The sequence below is a fragment of the uncultured Paenibacillus sp. genome (genome assembly GCF_963515335.1).
Lineage (GTDB): Bacteria > Bacillota > Bacilli > Paenibacillales > Paenibacillaceae > Paenibacillus_I.
On the sequence record NZ_CAUPYC010000014.1, the window covers coordinates 1 to 19,464 of the forward strand.

Sequence of the window (19,464 nt, forward strand, 5' to 3'; positions counted from 1 at the left end):
CGAGCGACACCACATACTTGGGTAAGTCTCCAAAAAAGTACATCGCAAAAAGCTCGGCCAAAAGAGACCTTGACTTGAGCTTGGGGGCTATAGTATAGTTAAGTTTGTCGCCATTCATTAATGCTTCATATATGGTACCATCGCGGGGTGGAGCAGCCCGGTAGCTCGTCGGGCTCATAACCCGAAGGCCGCAGGTTCAAATCCTGCCCCCGCAACCAAACTTCCAATCATGGAACCCTTAACGGGCCCTTAGCTCAGTTGGTTAGAGCGGTCGGCTCATAACCGATTGGTCGGGGGTTCGAGTCCCTCAGGGCCCACCATGTATGAACCATTCCTTGCCGGGGTGGCGGAACTGGCAGACGCACAGGACTTAAAATCCTGCGGGTGGTGACACCCGTACGGGTTCGATTCCCGTCCTCGGCACCATTAGTTTTTTACGACAAGCAGATGAACATCCCCTTATGTGTTTGTTAAACGCATGGGTAAAAAATGAAATATTTATCCTACGTGTCGGTGACGTCGGGATACATGAAAACAGCGCCTCTTAACCGCACTTTATTCGGTTGAATCCGAATATTATGCGGGGGAGGTGTTTTTCATGCGCACAAGTACGAAGCCAGTATGAAGGAAAATATGGCTGTCAAGCCCTGCTACAAAAGAAGGGCTTGGCTGTTTAACATTTCAATAAACACCTGGTAATGATCTTCGCTGATTTGCGCGGTAACGAGTACGGATCGGTGAGGCTCGAGTACATTTTGGATTTCGGAGAAGCTAGTGCGCTCGGCCGCCTTGTATAAATCGATACGCATTAGGATGTCTTTGGTGTACGGCCGTTTCTCGTCCAGAAACACGACCGATTGCAGGAAGTCTTGCGCAATTGAACTGTTGAGTACCGCAAAGGTAAATACCGCCGATTGGATGTCGGCAAAAGACAGGAAGTAGCAGGTGTCGTCCAGCATGACCGGTTTGTCGTTCATGGGCAGCACCAACGTGAAAGCCGAGTTTTTGTACATGCCGGAGATGGCGACCTTGTATTTGGAGAAAGAATATTCTCCGGCGCCAAAGATCGAAAAATCGGGTTTTCCTTTATAGATGCTCGACTTTCGGGCATCGAACAAACTTTTATGGTCCATTAAATATTGCCAGAGCTTCGGGGATTCTTTTGCGATGAATGATGTGTCCGCTCCGATGCTTTTTTGCGTAACGATGACTTTTTTGCGGGGCGGCTGCGTCACAACACCTGACTTTAGATCCGAGCTCTTTAACAAGTCAAATACCAGATTGTCTTCGACTTCAACCGTTTCTTTGAGTTTGTTGGTCAGCGTTGCGCCAAGCGAATCCAGTTCCATCACGCTCGAACAGTCGTGTTTGATGCCGGACCGCCAGGTGAACTGCGAGCAATCGTCAATGACGGATGAATTCGCATATTTATCGATGTTGGACACGAACTTATGATTAAACCATCCGAACGATGAAATTTCGGCATCCGGTTCATCCAGCTTATAAGTGCGGCAAACCGGTTTCTCCGTGCTTGTTCCGAATTTTACAACGAATAGGGAGGCATCCGCAGCCGCATTAAAGTCCTTTTTGGCATCGATATTCAAAAGCTTTAGATCCGAAATGTTGAAGTTTCGCTTCGGCAGGTCGTGCACGATTTTTTTCGCCACCGAGTTTTTGCAAAGCATCGCCAGCGTGCCTTTGCCGTTTTTAAACGTCTCCAGCATCAATAAAATGATGTACTCGCAAATATCGAAATTGCTTTTGCCCGTAAGGGCGTCCAAGCCTTTGTATTCTTTGAAATTTTGTTTCTTGGGAAGATTGCTTGATTCGAGGCTTCCCAGTTCCGCATTTGTAATCCACGGAGGGTTGCCGACGATTAAAAGTTCTTGCCCTGAATCGGGAAGGCTCTTGTCAAAATCATGGGTGAAAATATCATCGTGAAACAGCCGGGTTTCGGGTCTTTTTGAGGCCGGGTCCGTCAACGCTTGCCGGAGTATATTTTTTTTGGTCAGCCAATAGTAGCTTTTTTGAATCTCTACGCCGTAAACGGTTTGCACAGCCGGAAAATAGTGCGTGGCGCTGGCTATGAAATTGCCTTTTCCAAAGGTCGGTTCGATGACGATTGACGGATTCAGATTCAAAAAATCCCGCAAATAGCGGCATACCTGATTGCTCAGGTGAACGGGGGTCTGAAAATCTCCGAATTTTCTGTCGGAACGAAAAACTTCGTTCATGTCCGAAGCTCTGAACGCCTTCAGGTCGTCCCCCGACTCAAAAAAATCCAAAATCCCTGTCAGCGCAAACAGCTTTTCGTTCATCTCTTCAATGTCTGCCGACGAATGCATCAGCTCTTGCATCCTTGATTCCATCGGGAGATTGCTTTCTTCAATCATATGATTTCACGATTCACTCTCTCAAAGTTGAAGGATGTACCGATTACCATGATACCACAAGGAGCGGGGGAAGGTATCAAAATCCTGCGCTGTTAAGGCAAAAACGCGATTTGTCGATTTATTTCGTGAAATTTCGACATTGATTAGAATGAATATACGAAATATAATGAGAGTAAATAAAGCCCAAGTAGAGGGGACGCCAAGTCGTGGATTATGTTATATTTTTGGTAGGCTCTTTCTTAGAATATTTTGCCGCATTAGTACTTATGTTTGCTTTATTTCGCTTCCGCTTTGATCCGAGAGTGTTCTTAAACTTTGCGTTGATCTCTTTTATGATGAGCCATGTTTCCTACTTCACCCGGCTGAACCCGGAGATAGGCGATATGTCCTCCTACATTCAGCTCATTTTGTTTATCGTTATCCTATGCTTATTGTTCCGGGTGTCGATATTTTATTCTATCATTATGAATTTCGCCGCGTTTGTTGCCGGTTTTGTTCTTCAGGGGATTGTGTTTTTCGTAATCTTTAATCAGATGAGCGGAATCACTTTATCCGAGCTGCAAGGCAATCAACTGCTGCTGACAACGCTGATGATTGTAACCTCTATGTTCTCGCTGGCAATCAGCCGTACATTGTATGTCATGAACTGGAATTTTGATTTTGTACCTACCTCTAACCGCACCAACGTCACAATCAAAGGGTACAATGCGATCATACTGGTGATCATCATTTTATCCATCTCGATTACGGCCATCACCTCCTATTTCTTTCGTTTCAAGTATGACGTCTATGTTGTTTATTCCATTCTCGTTTTTGTTATTTCTCTTCCGATTTTCTTGTACTATGCGGTAAGAAAGGATTTTGACGATGCTTCGTAAAGTCGCGACTTCCTTACACAATCGTATGAACGGCAGCGGTGTCGCAGCGCCGTCGGTCGATGTTATCGTTTATGCGCTTGATATTGCAACAAATACGTTGGCCATCATTGTGCTTTCTCTGATCGCCGGGTTGATTACGGGTGAGGCGGGTGAAACTGCGCTCACCTTAATCGTGTTTGCATTCATTCGCTATTTAAGCGGCGGTTATCACCTGAAATCGGGCGTTTATTGCATCATCCTATCCACCGTGCTGGTTTCTCTAATGCCCCACATTCATCTCACGCCTGCCTGGACTTACGCATTAAATGGTTTGGCTTTGGGTTTATTTATGATCTTTGCGCCGGCCAATCTTGACAAGCACGCCAGAATTTCTCCTAAACATTACCCTTTGCTTAAGGTCGTTTCATCAATGATCGTCGCGTTGAATTTCTGGATCGCTTACGATCTGTTGGCCGTTATTTTCTTCGTACAAGCGATCTCTCTTCCTTTTCGGGAAAGGAGGTGAAAACTATGAAAAAACAGGCATATCAACTGCTTGCGACCGGCATCATCGCATTGGCTTCCGCTTTTGTTCTGATGGGCTCTTATTACTTTGCCAACAAACCGGAAATCCCAGCTGAACTGAGAAAAGAGGGCGTATAACATGAAAGTCCATGTTGTTCGACGCCTGGGTAGAAAAGAGTTCGATATCGTCGAAATCGACTTGGCCGATGTTCTCTTCACATTTGTTGAGGGAAGCGTCATCAAGTATCAGACGAGGACAGAGGTATTCAGCCAAATCAGCACGCTGGAGGAGCAGGAGAGACTGTTTTCGACGATGGGCTTTGCAAAGTTGGAACGGGGATATCTTGTCCATATGGACAAGGTGGAATGGTTCGACGAGGACACCTATCAGGTGTTTTTCGAGCGTCATCCGTCCAAAGCCGCTCCAAGCGCGCCTGTAGCGCGGGCGCACCGGAAAGACATTCCGGAAGGAAAGGTCGTCAAACCGGCGCCTCACAGCGTTGCCAAAGGGCTGTATTACCCGACTGGCCGCTAAGCGGACAAGCCCAGAGGCGTGTTGTAAACCAAAGGCAACAAAGAGCCGTCCAGCCCTGCTGGCGGCTCTTTGCGTATGCTTTTTGACAAGCTTCGTATCCCGTGATAACATCGGACGCACAAGATGGAAAATGATAGAGAGCGAGGGTAGCGTATGGGCTTGGGTACGGGATTTGCGAACGATTGGGCGGAGCTGCTGGCCTCGGAGATGAAACAGCCTTATTATGTTTCGCTGCAGGACAGGCTTGCCGCGGAATACGAATCGGGCGGCGTGTATCCCGAATCGTCCGACGTTTTTAATGCGCTGCAATATACGTCTTACGCCGACACGAAGGCGGTCATCCTGGGGCAGGATCCTTATCATGGGCCGGGCCAGGCGCATGGTCTCAGCTTCTCCGTCAATCCGGGCGTGCGGATTCCGCCGTCGCTCCAAAATATATATAAAGAGCTTCATGACGATCTCGGCTGCCCGATTCCGGACCACGGCTGCCTCGTATCATGGGCGAAGCGGGGCGTGCTGCTGTTGAACGCCGTATTGACGGTGCAAGCGGGAAAAGCGGGCTCCCACCAGGGAATCGGCTGGGAGCGGTTTACCGACCGGATCGTGGCGGCCTTGGGCGCGCGCGAGAAGCCGGTTGTTTTTATTTTATGGGGAAAGCATGCGCAGGATAAAGCGGCCATCATCGATCGCGATCGGCATGCGGTGATCGCGTCCCCTCACCCGAGTCCTTTTGCGGCTCGCCGCGGGTTTTTCGGGAGCAGGCCGTTCTCGCGCGCAAATGCGCATTTGCGGTCCTTCGGAAGCCGGGAGATCGACTGGTGCCTGCCGGCCGTTCCGGAGAAGTGAGATGACGGTCACGCGGCTGACCAAGCCCGCCAAGTGGCTAAATCAGGCCGGCGGGTATTTGACGGTCTATTCCCACACGCTGAATCCTTACTCGGGCTGTTCCTTCGGCTGCACGTATTGTTACGTCAGGCGGTTGCCGGTCGGCTTGTTCCGGAGGGCCGAGTGGGGCGATTGGGTCGACGTCAAATCGTTCGATCCCGGCGCTTTCGACAGGGAGTGGTCCCGGGCGCTGAACGCGGGTGAAGTGACCGTGTTTATGGCGTCCGCGACCGATCCGTACCAACCGGCGGAATACCGGCATGGAATTACGCGCGGCCTGCTGGAGCGGATGGCGGAGAGGCCGCCGGCTTTCTTATTGCTCCCTGCAGCGATTCGGCCAGCACCGGTGTGTAGGCCGCGCTGATATAAGTTGCGGCTTTCACTTCCGTAATAACCTGCGCATACATTCGGTCCGGATCCGGCAAGACGGCCTCGGTATGGAGAATAGCCCGGTCTCCGTCAAACACGATCGAGGCAATACGGATGCCGTAGCCGGAATGCGGCGCATTGGCTTTAACCGTCACCTCATTCACATCCGGATTGACCGCTTTCGTTTCGAGCTTCGTATCCGTCAACGGACTTGGAGCGGGTGTGTCGGCCGATTGCATGTCCTCCACGAACTTGATTGCATCATGAAGCCAACCGGCCGCAACGCCGCGGGTGACCGCAGCCTTCGGATAGAACATGCGCTTCGCGTCAAGGCTGACGATCTGCGCGTTGAGAAGCTTCTGGATGCTGTTCATGTATGCGGGATTAACATCCGCTTCGTCTGCCAATTCCGTATAGATTTCCGTGAAAAAGTATTCGCCGGTACGCATCATGCCCTGGAACAGAAGATAGGCAAATTGCTCGCGGGTCATGCTCTGATCGGCCTTGACGTCCCTGGGAATCTCCAGCCCGTTATGGTATGCGGTAATAAAAGCGTCGGCATACCACGCATCGTCCTTTAAATTCGGGAAATAATCGGTTGCTTTCGGTGCCTTGGCGAACCGGACATGATCGACATTAAGCCCCAAGCCTTTCACGATGATCGACACGCCTGCCGCGTAGGTGAGATTGCGGCCGGGATTGTATTTTCCGTTCGCGTCCCCTTCCAGGACGCCTCTCTCCCGTAAGGCGTTGATTTTGTCCGCGTCCGGATGGCCGCCGACGTCCGAGAACGCCCACGCGGATTGGCTCAGCGCCCAAAGCAACGAGAAAACGGCCAGCAAGATGAATAACGGCTGCTTTTTCTTCATGATCGTTCACCCCTGTACATCAGTTTGGTTGAATTGCTTTTCTGTCCTCCTAGACGCAGCTTCTTCATCAAAGGTTGCATGGATGGCCGGCAATCGTATTCGGCGTCCGGCATTCGACATGGCAGACAAATCCACCGCCCTTAAGGTACAATGGAATTAAATTCGAAGGGTAACGGGGGCGCGGCATGCTGAAAAAATGGAACTGGACGTGGATCGCCATACTTGCCGGCCTGATCCTGTTCTGGAGCTTGGTTATTTATTGGCTTTTCGATTTACAAATTAACTAAAATTCCGTCTCAAGAATTGAAGAACGCAGTCTATAGATTGTCGGCTCTGATTGCAGCTTACAGGTAGAAAAAGATCGCCTACCGCCCGGATCCGTTGGGGCACGGTATACCCGGGGCAGCCAATCGGGCGCGATGCCGTGAACGGGACGTTCTTCTATTCGTTTGCCCAGCAAACCTTCAGGGTAACCGCCAAACCATAAGCATACGGTCTTGAGCATACGGCAGCATACGGCAGCATATGGGGGGAGACGGTCAACAAATATTTTATGTAATCGAGCTTTGTGATTCCGGCCTCCGGCCAAAGCGGCTTGTCCGGGGTTGTAATGATGATTTCTTTACCCTCGATGGTGGTGACGAGCTCAGTCATGGACCCTCCTGCGATATGAAACTAACGAATATTCTGCGCCCCGCCGCCCAAACTATGTAATACTCGAACCGGTTTTCCGAACCCCCAAAGCACAAAAGATCCCTTGCTGCACAAGGGATCCCGGTTTATTATGTATGGTGATCTGTAGTGGGCTCGAACCACTGACCCCCACCCTGTCAAGATGGTGCTCTCCCAGCTGAGCTAACAGATCACGTCGTAGCGACAAGTAATAATATATCAACTTTCAACGATGGAGTCAACCCTTTGCCGCAAAAATTTGCCGGACCGGCAGATCGGCCGACGCGTTCGAGCAATCATAATCGCTTTCCAAATGATCGATCATCGGAAGCCTCCTTGGGATAGACGTGGCGGTAACGGTGACGGCAATCCGCTAATAGTATGGCTGTCCGCGGACGGTTATGCGGCTGAGGCGACTTTTTTCGCCTGCGGCGGCATACGTATCAGTGAGCGGATTTCATCGGGAGGCGGTCGACTCATGTTGAAGGAAGCGATTATGCTCGCCGTGTGGCTGATCGGATTGTTTCTCATCATCGGGATTGCTGTCGCAGGCATCTGGCGGATGGTCTCGAGGGACTCATTCAAATACGATGAGAGGTTTGTTTGGCGCAAACGCCTTTGAGTCCGGGTTAAAAAGGCTGCCGGACGGTCATACTGCTCCCATAACCCGCAATCGGGAATCGGGAGTGATAGGCGATGAAACGCATGGCGTATACCATGCTCGGCTTGCTGCTGCTGGCTGCCGGAACGAGCGGCTGCGAGCGGCCTGCCTGGTGGCTCATGGGGGCTAAGCGGCCAACCGTGACGGACAGCGTATTCGGGTCCGTCTATGCGGAATCCGTTTTCGTCGATCTTTACGGTCAACCGGAGAAGAAAGGTGCGAAGGAGGAGATGTTGAGGCCTTCCGAAACATTCGAGCCCGGCATCCGGAAAGACAACGGTACGCCCTTGATAAAGGAACGTTAGCATGGGATTGACATCAAAAAGGACCGCCCTTCACCGATGAAGGGACGGTCCTTGCTCTGTCAAAAGCGGTATCTGCGATGCTGCTCGACGAATTGCATTTTGCCGGTCCGGCCGACGAACTCGTCCTTGTTATCCGGATAGTGCATGAGGTAAATCCTCTCCTGCACGTCCTCCGGCAGCGTAAGCAGCTCGTCAAGCGCGGCGTGCACGATACCCGGCGGCTTGAGCTGGCAATCGTGGAAGACGGTGCAGCCTTTCTCGCGAACCATACGGGTGACGAGCTCGGGAGCGAATTGCATATCGGACGAATAAAAGAAGGAATCGTTCACCAGCAGCGAATAGCTGATTTTGCCCGGAATGTGTTCCGTCCGGATCAATTCGACCCGCAGGCCCGGATGAAGCTCGAGCGCCTTGCCCTCTTCGAGCGGTTTGACCTGGAAAAAGTCTTCAAGCGTCTCATGCTCCCACTGCTGCAAACCTCCCTTTAGCGTATGCTCCCACAACGGTTCCAGAAGCTTGGCCGGAACGAATAGAATCGGCTTCTTGCGGAATTCGAATCGCATCCGGAACGCGATTTCCTCCAGCCCGCCGACATGGTCGCCGTGGATGTGCGTCACCAGCAGCGCGTCGATCTCATCGATCGGCTTGCCGAGCGCGTGAAGCGCGGCCGGAGCCGTAATGCCGCAATCGATCATAAGCGTAAATTCGTTTGCGAACAGAAGCGCGTTGTTATTGTAATAATTTTTGGCCCAGGCGCTGCCTGTTCCGAGCATTAGGATGTCCAAACCGTTGTTCCCCCTGCGTCCATTTTAATAGAATGTAACATTTTTACTTTCAAAATAAAAGAGCAATAGGCTAAAACCCCGATAGTCCCGTGACATTAGCCGCTTCCGCACCCATAGGCGAAACATACAATGGATCAGATATGCCGAAAGGGGCCAGCAGCGATGAGCAAAGCGAAAGCGGCTAAGAAGAAAAAGGTCCACTCCGACCGCAAGACGGTCCGGATGAAAATCGTGTTATCCGCAACCTGCGAAGCATGTCCGACGCCTTGCGCCAGAGGGATCCGATACCGGGAGCGGATGCGGATGCCCGGCGCGGTCGGCAGAGGCGTGCCGTGCATCCTTACCCGGACGGTCGGGTGATCGATAAGATTTCCCGGGCAAGCGCACCGTTCTACAGAAACCGACGAAATCGGCAGGAAAATTTTTTTTGCAGTGGCGCAACTTCGGAGAGTCCGGCGAGTATAACCATACATCCAGATAAAATCGGATGGAGGTTAGTTCATGAAGCTGAAGAAGCTGCTTGTCCTGGTCGTGCTTCTGTCCTTGTGGGGCGGCACGATGATGTTAGCGGACGCGGCCAGCCAGAGAGTGAAAGTGATCGTTAACGGTTCGGAGCTGAGCGAGTCGGGGCTTTTGGAGGAGAACAAAACTTATTTGCCTCTCCGCCAAATCGCCGGTACGTTGCAGTCACTGATCAGCTGGGACGATTCAACCGGGAAAGTCACCTTAAACAAACCGAACGTGCATATGTTTTTGTTTAAGGATACCACCGTGTTCGGCAAAGTAAACAAGGGCAGCAAGGTAACCTTCTCGGCCTGGGCCCAAGTGGACAGCCTGTTTACCGACATCTCGGCTTTCAAAATCGTCATCGCCGGTTCTGACGGCAAAGAAGAGCTGATCCAGTCGCAGGAGGTCACCTCCCAAAAGGATAATTTCTGGTTCCGCACGAAAGAGGTTCGCTACCAGTTCGATTCCGAAGGCAATTATCCGGTAAGAATGTATATGAAGCCGAGCGGAAGCGACGAGTGGAATCTCGTTTCCGAGAAGCTCATTATCGCCGAATAACGCGTAAGCGGGCGCCGTTCCGGCGGGTCAGTCGGGACGGCGCCCGCCGTTTGACCCGGGAAGTTCCGCATGGTACGATACGGAAGGAAAAACAAACTTTGCGAAACGAAATGAGGATGTGGCATGAGCGAGCATAAACACGGCGACGATTGCGGCTGCGGACACGACCACGACCATGAGCACGAAGAGCATGTATTTCTGGTTGAGGACGAGGAAGGCAACGAACGCGAAATGGTCATGGTTTATACGTTCGAATCGGAGGAAAAGGTGTATGCCGTATTGCTCGATCGCAACGATCCGGAAGCGGACGGCGTTATTTTCCGTATAGAAGAGGAAAACGACGAAGCTTTCCTGGTAGGGATCGAGGACGATGCCGAGTGGGACCGCGTGACCCGCATTTACGAAGAGATCGCCCAGCAGGAAAGCTGAGCGCCCGGGAAATAGAAAGACGGCTTGCAATCGCGGGATTGCAAGCCGTCTTTTAGTAAACGCGGCCGCCCGTCTTCGAAAGGCGCCGATGGAGGTTTTCTCATTTGCGCGGATTGTAATAGATAGTTCGGCCATTGAACATGGTCAGCTCCGCCTGCAAATGCTTGGCCAGATATTTACACAACTCATTGCCTTTGGCTTTGTCGCCGTGCGTGGCGTCGTCGGGCAGAACCACTTGAACGTAGTGGACGTCTTTGCCGTTCTCCGCCGTCCGGCCGACACCGAAAACGATGTAACGATAGAGCGGATCGGCTCCCTTCAGATAAAACCATCGATCTTCCTCGCCGGGCTTCGTTTCGATCGTATAAGGAAAGGCGGCATCCGCATATTCCCAATCGAGCTGCTTGCCGGTAAGCGATGTTTGTTCACGATATCGGTCGAGCCATTCTTTCACGCCGTCGAGCGACAGCTGTTCGACGGCCGAGCCGTCCACGAAACGTATGTAAGCGCTTTGACCCAAAACTGTCCACCCCCTTTCCTAGAATAGCACCGATACGAACCGGTGACAATACAAGGTTGGGTGAAGGCGATTGCAAACGAAAAGATGCGTTGACAGCCTCTGCTGGAAGTGAAGGGATCCATATTGAGCGTCGGAGCCGATTGCGGCAACGAACGAAAGGGCAGCCGCTCCCGAAAACGACGCTTTCGAGAGCGGCTGCCCTTTCATATGACTTCGATACAGGTTTTTTCATGCCCTTGTCGGCGGTAGCCGCTTGCTACGAAATCGCTTCTTCCTCGAAAATGACTTTGACGAACTCGATGCTGCGGTCCTCGGGTCCTTTTACCGGAAGGCCGACATCCACATGATCGACGATATAATCGATGTTTTCCTGCGAGATGACCTCGCCCGGCAGCAAGATCGGAATGCCCGGCGGGTAAACATAGATGAATTCCGCAATGATCCGCCCGGCGGATTCCTTGAAGGGCACGATTTCCGTTTCCCCGTAGAACGCTTCGCGCGGCGTCAGAGACAAGTGCGGGATTTCCGGGATTTTGACGACGAGCTCCTGCACTTCGCTCTTCTCGTGGTAGTCCTCGGACATGCGGCGCAGCGCGGCAAGCAAGGTGTCGATCGTTTCCCGGGTGTCGCCCGGCGTCACGAGGCACAAAATATTGTACATATCGCTGAGCTCGACTTCCAGATTGTAATGCTCGCGCAGCCAATTCTCGGTCTCGTATCCGGTAATGCCGAGGTGACGGACGTGAATCGTCAGCTTGGTCGGATCGTAATCGTACGTCGCCTCGCCGCCCAGTATTTCGTCGCCGACGCAGTACAGCCCGGGAATCTTGTTGATTTCCTCTCTGGCGTACCGGGCAAACCCGAGTGCATGCTCCGCGAGCTCGCGGCCGTGAAGCGCCAGGTTGCGGCGGGACGTGTCAAGCGAACCCAGCAAAATATAGGAGGTCGATGTCGTGGTCAGCATGCTGATGATCGTCTGCACGCGGTGCGGATTGATGCGGCCCGCGCGCACGTTCAGCACCGAGCTTTGCGTCATGGAGCCGCCGAGCTTGTGCACGCTGGTGGCCGCCATATCGGCGCCGGCCTGCATCGCGGAAATCGGCAGCTTCTCATGGAAATGGATGAGCACGCCATGCGCTTCGTCGACAAGCACCGGAATATCGTATTCGTGTACGAGATCGACGATTTCCTTTAGGTTTGCGCAGATGCCGAAATAGGTCGGATTGATGACGACGACCGCTTTGGCGTCCGGGTGCCTGTCCAAGGCGCGGCGCACAGAGCGGGTCGTAATGCCGTGATCGATGCCGAGATTCTCGTCGCGTGCGGGCGAAATGAAGACAGGCCGCGCGCCGGCGAAAATGATGGCGGACATAATCGATTTGTGCACGTTGCGCGGCACGATGATTTTGTCGCCCGGCGCGCAGACGGTAAGGATCATCGTCATGATGGCGCCGCTCGTTCCCTGCACCGAGAAGTACGTATAATCGGCGCCGAAGGCGTCGGCCGCCAGCTTCTGGGCCTCCTCGATGACGCCGGTAGGCTGGTGCAAGTCGTCGAGCGGAGCTATATTGATCAAGTCGATCGACAGCGCATTGTCTCCGATGAAGGAGCGGAATTCCGGGTCGCTGCCCATTCCTTTTTTGTGTCCGGGAATGTGGAACTGAACGGGATTGTTCTCCGCGTGCTTGCGAAGGGCGCTGAACAGCGGTGTGGATCGGTGATCCATCGCGGCATCCCAGCCTTTCCTGTGAAGTAAGCCAAACAAAGTAGAGTATAGCAAAAACAGGGGCGAATGCAAGCCGATAAGATGAAAAACGGCACGAGCCTTGTTCTTCATTTGTTCATTTCTCAACGCCCGGCAGTTATGGTACGATATTCGGGTGGAGGGAAGTCATACATGTTGAACAAACAACTCGCCGTGGTCATGGTCATGCTGATGACCGTGTTCATCGGCTTCGGCATCATCATACCGGTCATGCCGGAGTTGGTGAAAAGCGTCGATCCCGGAAAAGCGGAAATCCATAACGCGTTCATGCTTTCGATTTACTCGGCCGTTTCCTTTTTATTATCCCCGATCTGGGGCGGCTTGTCGGACCGGATCGGACGGCGGCCGATCATTCTGACCGGCGTGCTCGGCTTCGCGGCCAGCTTCCTGCTGTTCGGCCTTGCGTCCGACAATCTGGGGCTGATGTACGCTTCCCGGGTGCTCGGCGGATTGTTCTCCGGTGCGGTGACCTCGGTCATCGTCGCCTATGTGGCGGACGTCACGCCGCCGGAGCAGCGGACGAAAGGGATGGGCCTTGTCGGCATGTCGATCGGTCTCGGATTCACGTTCGGTCCGGCATTCGGCGGCTTCCTGAGCCGGATTTCACTTGAGACGCCGTTCTTCGCGGCCGCCGCGCTGGCCGCCGCCATCTTCGTTCTCGCGCTCGTCTTGCTGAAGGAATCGCTGCCCGAGGAGAAGCGGCGCGCACGCAAAGAGAAGTCGCCCTCGCGCTGGACGGCCTTCACCGGCCCGCTCAAGTATTTGTACGTGCTGGCGTTTTTCGTCTCGTTCTCGCTCGCCGGATTGGAGTCTACCCTGCAGTTTTTCGGCATGGTCCGTTTCGCCGTAACCCCGTACGAATTCGGCATCATGTTCTTTGTGAGCGGACTGGTCGGCGCCCTGGTGCAGGGCGGCGTCGTTCGCCGGCGCGTCAAGAAAGGGCAGGAGCCGGCATACATAGCGGCGGGCCTCGTTATATCGGCGGTCGGCTTTTTCCTGCTCGTCACCGCGAACGCGTTGTGGACGGCGACGTTATTCCTGGCGATTTTCGGCGTCGGCAACGCGCTGATCCGTCCGTGCGTCACATCGCTCATCACGCAGAAGACGAAGGTGGGACAAGGAGTGGCCTCGGGGCTGAGCTCTTCCATGGACAGCCTCGGGCGGATTATCGGTCCGCTGGCCGCCGCTTACCTGTTCCGGATTGAGCTGACGCTGCCGCTCATCGTCGGCGGCGCACTGTCGCTCCTGGCGCTGGTGCTGCTCTCGGGCTTCCGGATGGCGGACAGAGGGGCGGCGGATGCGGAACCGCGCCAGGCTTAAGCGGGTACTCTTTTATATTTGAAAAAGCTGCTCGCGCCGCCGTCATGCAAGACGGAAGCGGGGCAGCTTTTTTGCGTTCGTAATTCGGTGGGGGAGACCCCGCATGATTGCGCGCTCGACCGGCATCTCCATAATTTCCCCGTTCAACTGAAATTTCGCGATGATCGGCTTCAGCCGGCTTAGCACTTGCGTGATGAGCGCGTGCAAAAACGGATCGAAGCCGTCGTAGTCCGCATCCATTGGGCAGGCGACCCGGCTCGCGCCTCCGACTGAAGACCGATCTTTTTCCCGGTCCGCGGTCGAACGCAAAACCGGACCTTGGACGTTTCCGGCCGTTCGGCAAAAAAAGGTAAGCTAAATGCATGAGCGGCGGAAAGCTGCATCGCCAATAACGCTTGCGCTTGACGCAGCGCAAAGAATTAGACTCATGGGGCGGCAATCCGGCGGAAAGGGGTGACTTCGGTCACCGGCGAACCGGTGACTCCGGTTACCTCCTCCAGTCCGGCATTTGCGCTAAGATTGGTGTCAGACCAAACCAACCAAGGATGGGAAAGAAGGAGATCGGAAGGATGAGCGGGTTAACGAAATGGGCATTCAAAAACAAGGCGGCGATGTCGCTTGTCGTCGTCATGGCGCTGGTGGCCGGTGTATTCAGCTATCTGATGCTGCCGATGGAATTTCTGCCGGAGGCGGACAATCCGCAGGTGACGGTGACGGCCATCGGGCCGGGCTATGACGCCAAATCGATGGAGTCTCAAGTAACGGCTCCGATCGAGCAGGCGGTCGATCTGGTGAAAGGCAAGACCGCCATGTTCTCCGAATCGGGCAACGGATTCACGCGAATCAATCTGTCTTTCGATTCAAGCACCGATATGAAGCTGGCGGCGCAGGAGGTCGAGAAGGCGGTGGCGGGTGTGCAGTTGCCGGCGCGCGTATCCAAGCCGTTCGTGCTTCAGCTCAACACCTCGATGATTCCGGTGTCGTGGCTGACGATCGCGCTGGACGAAAGCCTGTCGGACCAGCAGAAAAGCGAGCTCGAAAACCAGATCGTGCGCGAGCTGCAAAAGGTGGAAGGCGTCGGCGCGGTTCAACTGTCAGGCAAATCGCAGCCGACGGTGAGCATCACGGCGGACCCGGCGAAGCTTGCGCAGCATAAAGTCTCCATTGGAACCTGAAGCATAAATGGCTGCCTTTGATGATTTCGGCTTTGCTCTTCTTCGGCTCGATCGGCGGATATTTCATGCTGCCGAAGGGCGCGATCGACTCCTCAAGCGCCGAAGCGATTATGGTCACGCTGGAATATCCGTCGGATACACCGACCGACAAGGTGCTCGCGGAGGGGGAGAAGCTCGAAGCGTTCCTTGTCGATCAGCCGGAGAAAAAGTGGGTTTACATGTCGGCCGGCAACAGCGAGGACGGCGCCAAATGGGGACAGGTAAGCGCGCCTACTCTGGTTACCTATCAGATCGGCATGAACAAGGGCGAAGACGCGGAAGCGATGATCGAGCGCATCAAGGAGAAACGCTCCGAGTATCCGGGAGCCGAATTGAACGCGTCAGCGATGAATTTCTTCTCCGCTTCCAGCGGCAGCGACATCTATATCGACGTCGCGGGAGAAGATCCCGCTCAACTTGCGGCGGCGGCCGAGCAAATCACCGGGAAAATCACCGGAATCGAAGGCGTGCTGAAGGTCAAGACGAATCAGGAGCAGAAAAGGCCGGTGTACATGTTCGAGGTTGACGCCCAGAAAGCGAAAGCCGAGGATGTGGCCATGCAGCTCCAGGGGATGCTGAATCCTATGCCGATCGGCAGTCTGAACAACGGCACGGCCGCAACGGCGGTTATGCTGCAGCCGATTGTTACGCCGCAGACGGAGGCCGACCTGGAGAAGCTGACGATTATGACGGAAGCGGGTGCCGTACCCGTATCGTCCGTAGCGAAGCTGGTCAGAACCGAAGAGCCGAGCATGTATTTCCATAAAGACGGCCAGACGTATATCCGCATTACGGCGACGGCGGAGTCCAGCAAGCTGTCGGTGGTCGGCGCGGAAATCGACAAGGTGATGAAGGACATCAAGCTGCCGGAGGGCGTCGACCAGCTTACGGGCGGGGCGTCGGCCCAGCAGGCGGATGATTTTGCGGAGCTTGGCGTCACGATGCTTGTCTCGATTATGATCGTATATCTGATCATGGTGATCACGTTCCGCACGCTGCGCGCGCCGCTTGCCATTCTGGTCTCGCTGCCGCTCGCCGCGATCGGCGCGGTGCTCGGTCTGATGATTACCGGCATATCGCCGGACTTCACCGCCGCGTTCGGCGCTCTGATGCTGATTGGCATCGTCGTCACCAACGCGATCGTGCTTGTCGACCGCATCAAGCAGAACGAGCAGCGCATGACGATCCGGGAAGCGATCCTGGATGCGTCCGGCACGCGGATGCGTCCGATTCTGATGACCGCCATCGCGACGATCTGCGCCATGCTGCCGCTCCTGTTCGGCACCACGGAAAGCGGCAGCATCGTATCCCAAAGCCTGGCGATCGTCGTAATCGGCGGCCTGGCTGTCGCAACGCTGCTGACGCTCGTGATCGTGCCTTGCGTGTACGAGGCGTTCTATTTCCTCAAATCGCGGAAGGAGCGCCGTCAGGCCGAAGCGGCAAGCATCGCGGCTTAAAAGCACGAAGCTCCACCGAAAAAGCCCCGCTCGAAGCGGGACCGTCCGGTATGGACCGTCTCCCCATCGGCGGAGCTTTTTTTTTGTCGTCAGGCGGCAACCCGCAGGTCGCAGCGCGCACCCGCCAACGCAAGGTGCAAAACCTGCACCTTGTTTTCGCCGTTTCACCCGTTTTGTCCAAACAAAGTGCAAAACCTGCACCTTGTTGACCCCTCATTCCGGATTTTGGCCGAAAACCGCGAAACAAGCTGCAAGCAATGCACCTTGATGTCCCATTGCCCCCGACCGCATGAAACAAGGTGTACAGAATGCACCTTACTTAGGTAGGTAGTCAGCGATCGTCGGCCCCAACTTCCAGCTGAAAAGCAACTTTTTCAACCACGCCGATTGACTAGAACGCCATGCGATAGAGCGGAATGAGCGTGTCGAACGTTTCCTCCACTTTGGCGATAAACGCTTCGCCGTCGGCGGCGATCGGGTCGTTGCGGTCGATATGGATGCCGCACAGCAGCTCCGACGCCTTCACCGTCCGGAGCCGTTTGAACAACGCTTCCAGATCGGCCTTTGTCATCGCGTCGTGGCGGGTGGCTGCCGAATCCATGTGGTCGCCGGACCAGACAAAATGATCCGGAATCGTTCTGCGGATCTCGTTCAGCTTCTTCAGACCGCTCTGCGCCAGCACGTCCTTGTTCGCCGATTCGTAAATGACCGCGAACAGCACGAACAAATGCGTGCCGAACAGCCCGACCTGAAAGTGCGGGTGCGCTTTGTAGCCGCGCTTGTTGTTCGCAAACGCGACCCAGGTGTCGTTCGGCGGATTGATCGTCCGGCGCGCATGCTTGGCGACGTGCGGAAACATTTCCTCGCCGCAGCGGACGGACAAGTACGGCGTCAGCCGTTCGCCGAGCATGTGCAGCTTCGGGCGGACCCGCTCGATCAGCGCGGACATCCGGCCTTCCAGGCCGGGGACGGCGAATACGTCGAAATCCTCCGGACCGAAGCCGGGGAAAGGGGCTGCCGCGGGCTCCCGCCCGGCGCGCGCGCCCGATTGCAGATCAATGGTCATCAGGTTTATCTCCTCCGTATGTAGTTGAAACCGGGTTACAGCTTCAAATAAAAAATAGCGATTTGCGTCCGGTCGCGCAGCTCGAGCTTGCCGAGTATTTCCGAGATGTAATTTTTCACGGTCCCTCGCTGAGAAAAAGCGCGCCGGCAATTTCCTTGTTCGACTTGCCGGCCGCAATATGTCTTACGATTTCCCGTTCGGCGGGCGTCAAGCCGAAGGCGCTTAAATCCTTGGCGGCCGGAGCCGCGGCTCCTTGGACGGCGGATTCCGAAGGGCGGGCGCCCAGCATGCCCGCCAGCTTGCGGGCGATGTCGGGATGGACGAGCACCGCGCCTTCATGCACCGTTTTGATGCCGGAGACGATGCGGGCGGGCGGCACGTTTTTCAGCAAATAGCCGTTCGCGCCGTTGCGGATCGCCTCCGCGATATAATCGTCGTCGTCGAAGGTCGTAAGGATCGGCACGGCCAGCGTAAGCAGCCCCAGGTTCGCCGTCCACACCAGCGCAGTGTCCGCTTGGGCGAACGTGAAGTTCATCACAAGCAGGCTGCCGGCGGCGAACAAGGCGCTCACGCTTGTCGATCCGATCGTCATGTAGACGGCGATCAGGCAGGCATAGAGCGTAAAGAACAGCAGGCCGCCATAGACCGAGGCGTACCAGCCGAACCATACGATCTCCGCCGGCAGCAGCCACGGAGCGAGAGCCAGTTTGACGACCCCGAGCCGGATGAGCAGCAGGCCGGCCAGCAGCCAAGCGACATATTCCGCATAGGAAGGGATGTCGTACAGCAGCGCGGTCGCCACGCTGGGCAGCAGCACCAGCAAATGCCGTGTTCAGGCGAGCAGGACGTTCATCGTTTCGTTCCCCCACTATCGCAAATGAACCCAAGTCCCCATCATTATAACATGACTTTCGTCATCCCGCTTCCGCCGAAACGGTGACCGGCGATAGCTGCGGACCGCGGGCGCCGACGTTACAATATAATCATCCGGCAAGGCTATCAGCGGGGAAGGGGAATGACCGATGACGTTCGTCACATTCGATAATGTCGTTAAAACCTACGATTCGAAAATCAGCGTGGACCACCTGTCGCTTACGATCGACGAAGGGGAGATATTCGGCCTGCTGGGCCCGAACGGAGCGGGCAAAAGCACGACGATTCACATGCTAGTCGGCCTGCTCCCCCCGAGCCGCGGCGATAAACGGTCGGCGGGCATTCCGTCACCGCCCGGCCGCTTGAAGTAAAACGGTTAACCGGTCTCGTACCGCAGGAGCTCGCGATCTATGAGCACCTGACGGCTGCCGAGAACGTGACCTTTTTTGCGAAGCTGTACGGCCGCCGCGGCCGCCGCCTTCAAGACAGCGTGGAAGAAGCGCTCGATTTCACCGGACTGCTCCGGCAAGGAGCGGCCGTCGACGTTCTCGGGAGGCATGAAGCGGCGGCTGAACATCGCTTGCGCGATCATGCACCGCCCGAAGCTGATCATTATGGAGGCGCTCAGCTCGGCGGCATCTCGCTTTATTTGGCCATTCTGCTGATGACGGCGGCTCTTTTGCTCGCTTTCGGCGCCTGGGTGCTGCAGCCGGCGCAGCGCGCATTCGGCGGCTGACCTCCCGGCCGGAATCATAGCGACCCGTTCTGGTCCCATGGCGATGGGATGAAGGAAGGGTTTTACTTTTCGCCTTCCTCACAGGCCGTTTATTTCCGATTAATCCGGGCGGTGCTGAAAAATAGTCAATAAACCAAGTTGCCAGAACATAAAATGGAGTATA

Annotated in this window: 22 protein-coding genes, 4 tRNA genes and 2 pseudogenes; 18 read left to right on the plus strand and 10 right to left on the minus strand. The window is 54.9% G+C overall.

The genetic code is table 11. From position 1 onward, the window contains the following. The first annotated feature begins 141 nt into the window (after positions 1 to 141). From RWM61_RS07045 to RWM61_RS07055, 3 genes are all read left to right on the plus strand, one after another. Positions 142 to 218, plus strand: a tRNA-Met gene (locus RWM61_RS07045). A 25-nt stretch (positions 219 to 243) separates the two neighbouring features. After that, positions 244 to 320 (plus strand) — tRNA-Ile (locus RWM61_RS07050). Positions 321 to 337: 17 nt separating this feature from the next. Next, positions 338 to 426 (plus strand) — tRNA-Leu (locus RWM61_RS07055). A 224-nt stretch (positions 427 to 650) separates the two neighbouring features. Here the strand turns inward: RWM61_RS07055 and RWM61_RS07060 are convergent. Further along, a complete protein-coding gene (locus tag RWM61_RS07060) occupies positions 651 to 2,357 on the minus strand; it encodes an N-6 DNA methylase (protein WP_313998925.1) in 1,707 nt (568 codons plus the stop codon). 242 nt (positions 2,358 to 2,599) lie between these two features. Between RWM61_RS07060 and RWM61_RS07065 the strand changes: the two genes are divergently transcribed. The 6 genes from RWM61_RS07065 (at position 2,600) to RWM61_RS07090 (ending at position 5,559) form a co-directional block, all read left to right on the plus strand. Further along, positions 2,600 to 3,271 carry a hypothetical protein gene (locus RWM61_RS07065; RefSeq protein WP_313998927.1) on the plus strand — a complete coding sequence of 224 codons (672 nt, stop codon included), beginning with the start codon at positions 2,600 to 2,602 and terminating at the stop codon, positions 3,269 to 3,271. Beyond that, positions 3,261 to 3,776, plus strand: a complete 516-nt coding sequence (locus RWM61_RS07070; protein WP_313998929.1) for an accessory gene regulator B family protein — start codon at positions 3,261 to 3,263, stop codon at positions 3,774 to 3,776. Before RWM61_RS07065 ends, RWM61_RS07070 begins: the two co-directional genes overlap by 11 nt. 5 nt (positions 3,777 to 3,781) lie before the next feature. Then, entirely contained in the window at positions 3,782 to 3,913 is a 132-nt protein-coding gene (locus RWM61_RS07075; protein WP_313998931.1) for a hypothetical protein, read from the plus strand. A gap of 1 nt (position 3,914) precedes the next feature. After that, a complete protein-coding gene (locus RWM61_RS07080) occupies positions 3,915 to 4,310 on the plus strand; it encodes a LytTR family transcriptional regulator DNA-binding domain-containing protein (RefSeq protein ID WP_313998933.1) in 396 nt (131 codons plus the stop codon). A 153-nt stretch (positions 4,311 to 4,463) separates the two neighbouring features. Next, on the plus strand, positions 4,464 to 5,156 hold the full coding sequence (locus RWM61_RS07085) for a uracil-DNA glycosylase (protein ID WP_313998936.1): 693 nt from the start codon (positions 4,464 to 4,466) through the stop codon (positions 5,154 to 5,156). 1 nt (position 5,157) lies between these two features. After that, complete coding sequence (locus tag RWM61_RS07090) at positions 5,158 to 5,559, plus strand: hypothetical protein (protein ID WP_313998938.1); 402 nt, start codon at positions 5,158 to 5,160, stop codon at positions 5,557 to 5,559. Here RWM61_RS07090 and RWM61_RS07095 read toward each other — a convergent pair. The 3 genes from RWM61_RS07095 to RWM61_RS07105 form a co-directional block, all read right to left on the minus strand. Beyond that, positions 5,462 to 6,433 (minus strand): S-layer homology domain-containing protein, encoded by a 972-nt coding sequence (locus RWM61_RS07095; RefSeq protein ID WP_313998939.1) that lies wholly within the window; start codon positions 6,431 to 6,433, stop codon positions 5,462 to 5,464. The two genes, RWM61_RS07090 and RWM61_RS07095, sit on opposite strands and share 98 nt — an antisense overlap. Positions 6,434 to 6,874: 441 nt before the next feature. Further along, positions 6,875 to 7,087 carry a hypothetical protein gene (locus RWM61_RS07100; protein ID WP_313998941.1) on the minus strand — a complete coding sequence of 71 codons (213 nt, stop codon included), beginning with the start codon at positions 7,085 to 7,087 and terminating at the stop codon, positions 6,875 to 6,877. Between the two features lie 135 nt (positions 7,088 to 7,222). After that, positions 7,223 to 7,298, minus strand: a tRNA-Val gene (locus RWM61_RS07105). 285 nt (positions 7,299 to 7,583) lie between these two features. Here RWM61_RS07105 and RWM61_RS07110 point away from each other — a divergent pair. Together RWM61_RS07110 and RWM61_RS07115 are read left to right on the plus strand one after the other, a co-directional pair. Then, a complete protein-coding gene (locus tag RWM61_RS07110; protein WP_313998943.1) occupies positions 7,584 to 7,727 on the plus strand; it encodes a hypothetical protein in 144 nt (47 codons plus the stop codon). Positions 7,728 to 7,801: 74 nt separating this feature from the next. Next, a complete protein-coding gene (locus RWM61_RS07115; RefSeq protein ID WP_313998945.1) occupies positions 7,802 to 8,071 on the plus strand; it encodes a hypothetical protein in 270 nt (89 codons plus the stop codon). 59 nt (positions 8,072 to 8,130) lie between these two features. On the opposite strand, the gene RWM61_RS07120 is transcribed toward RWM61_RS07115, so the two are convergent. Continuing rightward, a complete protein-coding gene (locus RWM61_RS07120; protein WP_313998947.1) occupies positions 8,131 to 8,856 on the minus strand; it encodes an MBL fold metallo-hydrolase in 726 nt (241 codons plus the stop codon). A 162-nt stretch (positions 8,857 to 9,018) separates the two neighbouring features. Here RWM61_RS07120 and RWM61_RS07125 point away from each other — a divergent pair, with 162 nt between their 5' ends. From RWM61_RS07125 to RWM61_RS07135, 3 genes are all read left to right on the plus strand, one after another. Next, positions 9,019 to 9,216 (plus strand): hypothetical protein, encoded by a 198-nt coding sequence (locus RWM61_RS07125; RefSeq protein WP_313998950.1) that lies wholly within the window; start codon positions 9,019 to 9,021, stop codon positions 9,214 to 9,216. A gap of 141 nt (positions 9,217 to 9,357) precedes the next feature. Beyond that, the gene (locus tag RWM61_RS07130; protein ID WP_313998952.1) at positions 9,358 to 9,921 is read left to right on the plus strand and encodes a stalk domain-containing protein; all 564 of its coding nucleotides are present in this window, start codon (positions 9,358 to 9,360) and stop codon (positions 9,919 to 9,921) included. A gap of 123 nt (positions 9,922 to 10,044) precedes the next feature. Then, on the plus strand, positions 10,045 to 10,350 hold the full coding sequence (locus RWM61_RS07135) for a DUF1292 domain-containing protein (protein ID WP_313998954.1): 306 nt from the start codon (positions 10,045 to 10,047) through the stop codon (positions 10,348 to 10,350). Positions 10,351 to 10,450: 100 nt separating this feature from the next. On the opposite strand, the gene RWM61_RS07140 is transcribed toward RWM61_RS07135, so the two are convergent. Continuing rightward, positions 10,451 to 10,870 carry a DUF1885 family protein gene (locus tag RWM61_RS07140; protein ID WP_313998957.1) on the minus strand — a complete coding sequence of 140 codons (420 nt, stop codon included), beginning with the start codon at positions 10,868 to 10,870 and terminating at the stop codon, positions 10,451 to 10,453. A 256-nt stretch (positions 10,871 to 11,126) separates the two neighbouring features. Continuing rightward, positions 11,127 to 12,596, minus strand: a complete 1,470-nt coding sequence (locus RWM61_RS07145) for an aminotransferase class I/II-fold pyridoxal phosphate-dependent enzyme (protein WP_313998959.1) — start codon at positions 12,594 to 12,596, stop codon at positions 11,127 to 11,129. A 174-nt stretch (positions 12,597 to 12,770) separates the two neighbouring features. Between RWM61_RS07145 and RWM61_RS07150 the strand changes: the two genes are divergently transcribed. Beyond that, complete coding sequence (locus tag RWM61_RS07150) at positions 12,771 to 13,955, plus strand: MFS transporter (protein WP_313999058.1); 1,185 nt, start codon at positions 12,771 to 12,773, stop codon at positions 13,953 to 13,955. Between the two features lie 42 nt (positions 13,956 to 13,997). Here RWM61_RS07150 and RWM61_RS07155 read toward each other — a convergent pair whose 3' ends face one another. Next, on the minus strand, positions 13,998 to 14,195 hold the full coding sequence (locus RWM61_RS07155) for a hypothetical protein (protein ID WP_313998961.1): 198 nt from the start codon (positions 14,193 to 14,195) through the stop codon (positions 13,998 to 14,000). Positions 14,196 to 14,524: 329 nt separating this feature from the next. On the opposite strand from RWM61_RS07155, the gene RWM61_RS07160 reads away from it, so the two are divergent. Both RWM61_RS07160 and RWM61_RS07165 read left to right on the plus strand, forming a co-directional pair. Then, positions 14,525 to 15,130, plus strand: coding sequence for an efflux RND transporter permease subunit (locus RWM61_RS07160; protein WP_313998964.1), 606 nt, complete (start codon positions 14,525 to 14,527; stop codon positions 15,128 to 15,130). Positions 15,131 to 15,150: 20 nt separating this feature from the next. Continuing rightward, the gene (locus RWM61_RS07165; protein WP_313998966.1) at positions 15,151 to 16,626 is read left to right on the plus strand and encodes an efflux RND transporter permease subunit; all 1,476 of its coding nucleotides are present in this window, start codon (positions 15,151 to 15,153) and stop codon (positions 16,624 to 16,626) included. Positions 16,627 to 17,017: 391 nt separating this feature from the next. Here RWM61_RS07165 and RWM61_RS07170 read toward each other — a convergent pair whose 3' ends face one another. Further along, positions 17,018 to 17,692, minus strand: a complete 675-nt coding sequence (locus tag RWM61_RS07170; protein ID WP_313998968.1) for a DUF1054 domain-containing protein — start codon at positions 17,690 to 17,692, stop codon at positions 17,018 to 17,020. A gap of 35 nt (positions 17,693 to 17,727) precedes the next feature. Further along, a pseudogene (locus RWM61_RS07175) lies at positions 17,728 to 18,158 on the minus strand (LuxR C-terminal-related transcriptional regulator); the annotation flags it as partial. 556 nt (positions 18,159 to 18,714) lie between these two features. On the opposite strand from RWM61_RS07175, the pseudogene RWM61_RS07180 reads away from it, so the two are divergent. Further along, positions 18,715 to 19,185: pseudogene (locus RWM61_RS07180) on the plus strand (ABC transporter ATP-binding protein); the annotation flags it as partial. Between the last annotated feature and the right edge of the window lie 279 nt (positions 19,186 to 19,464).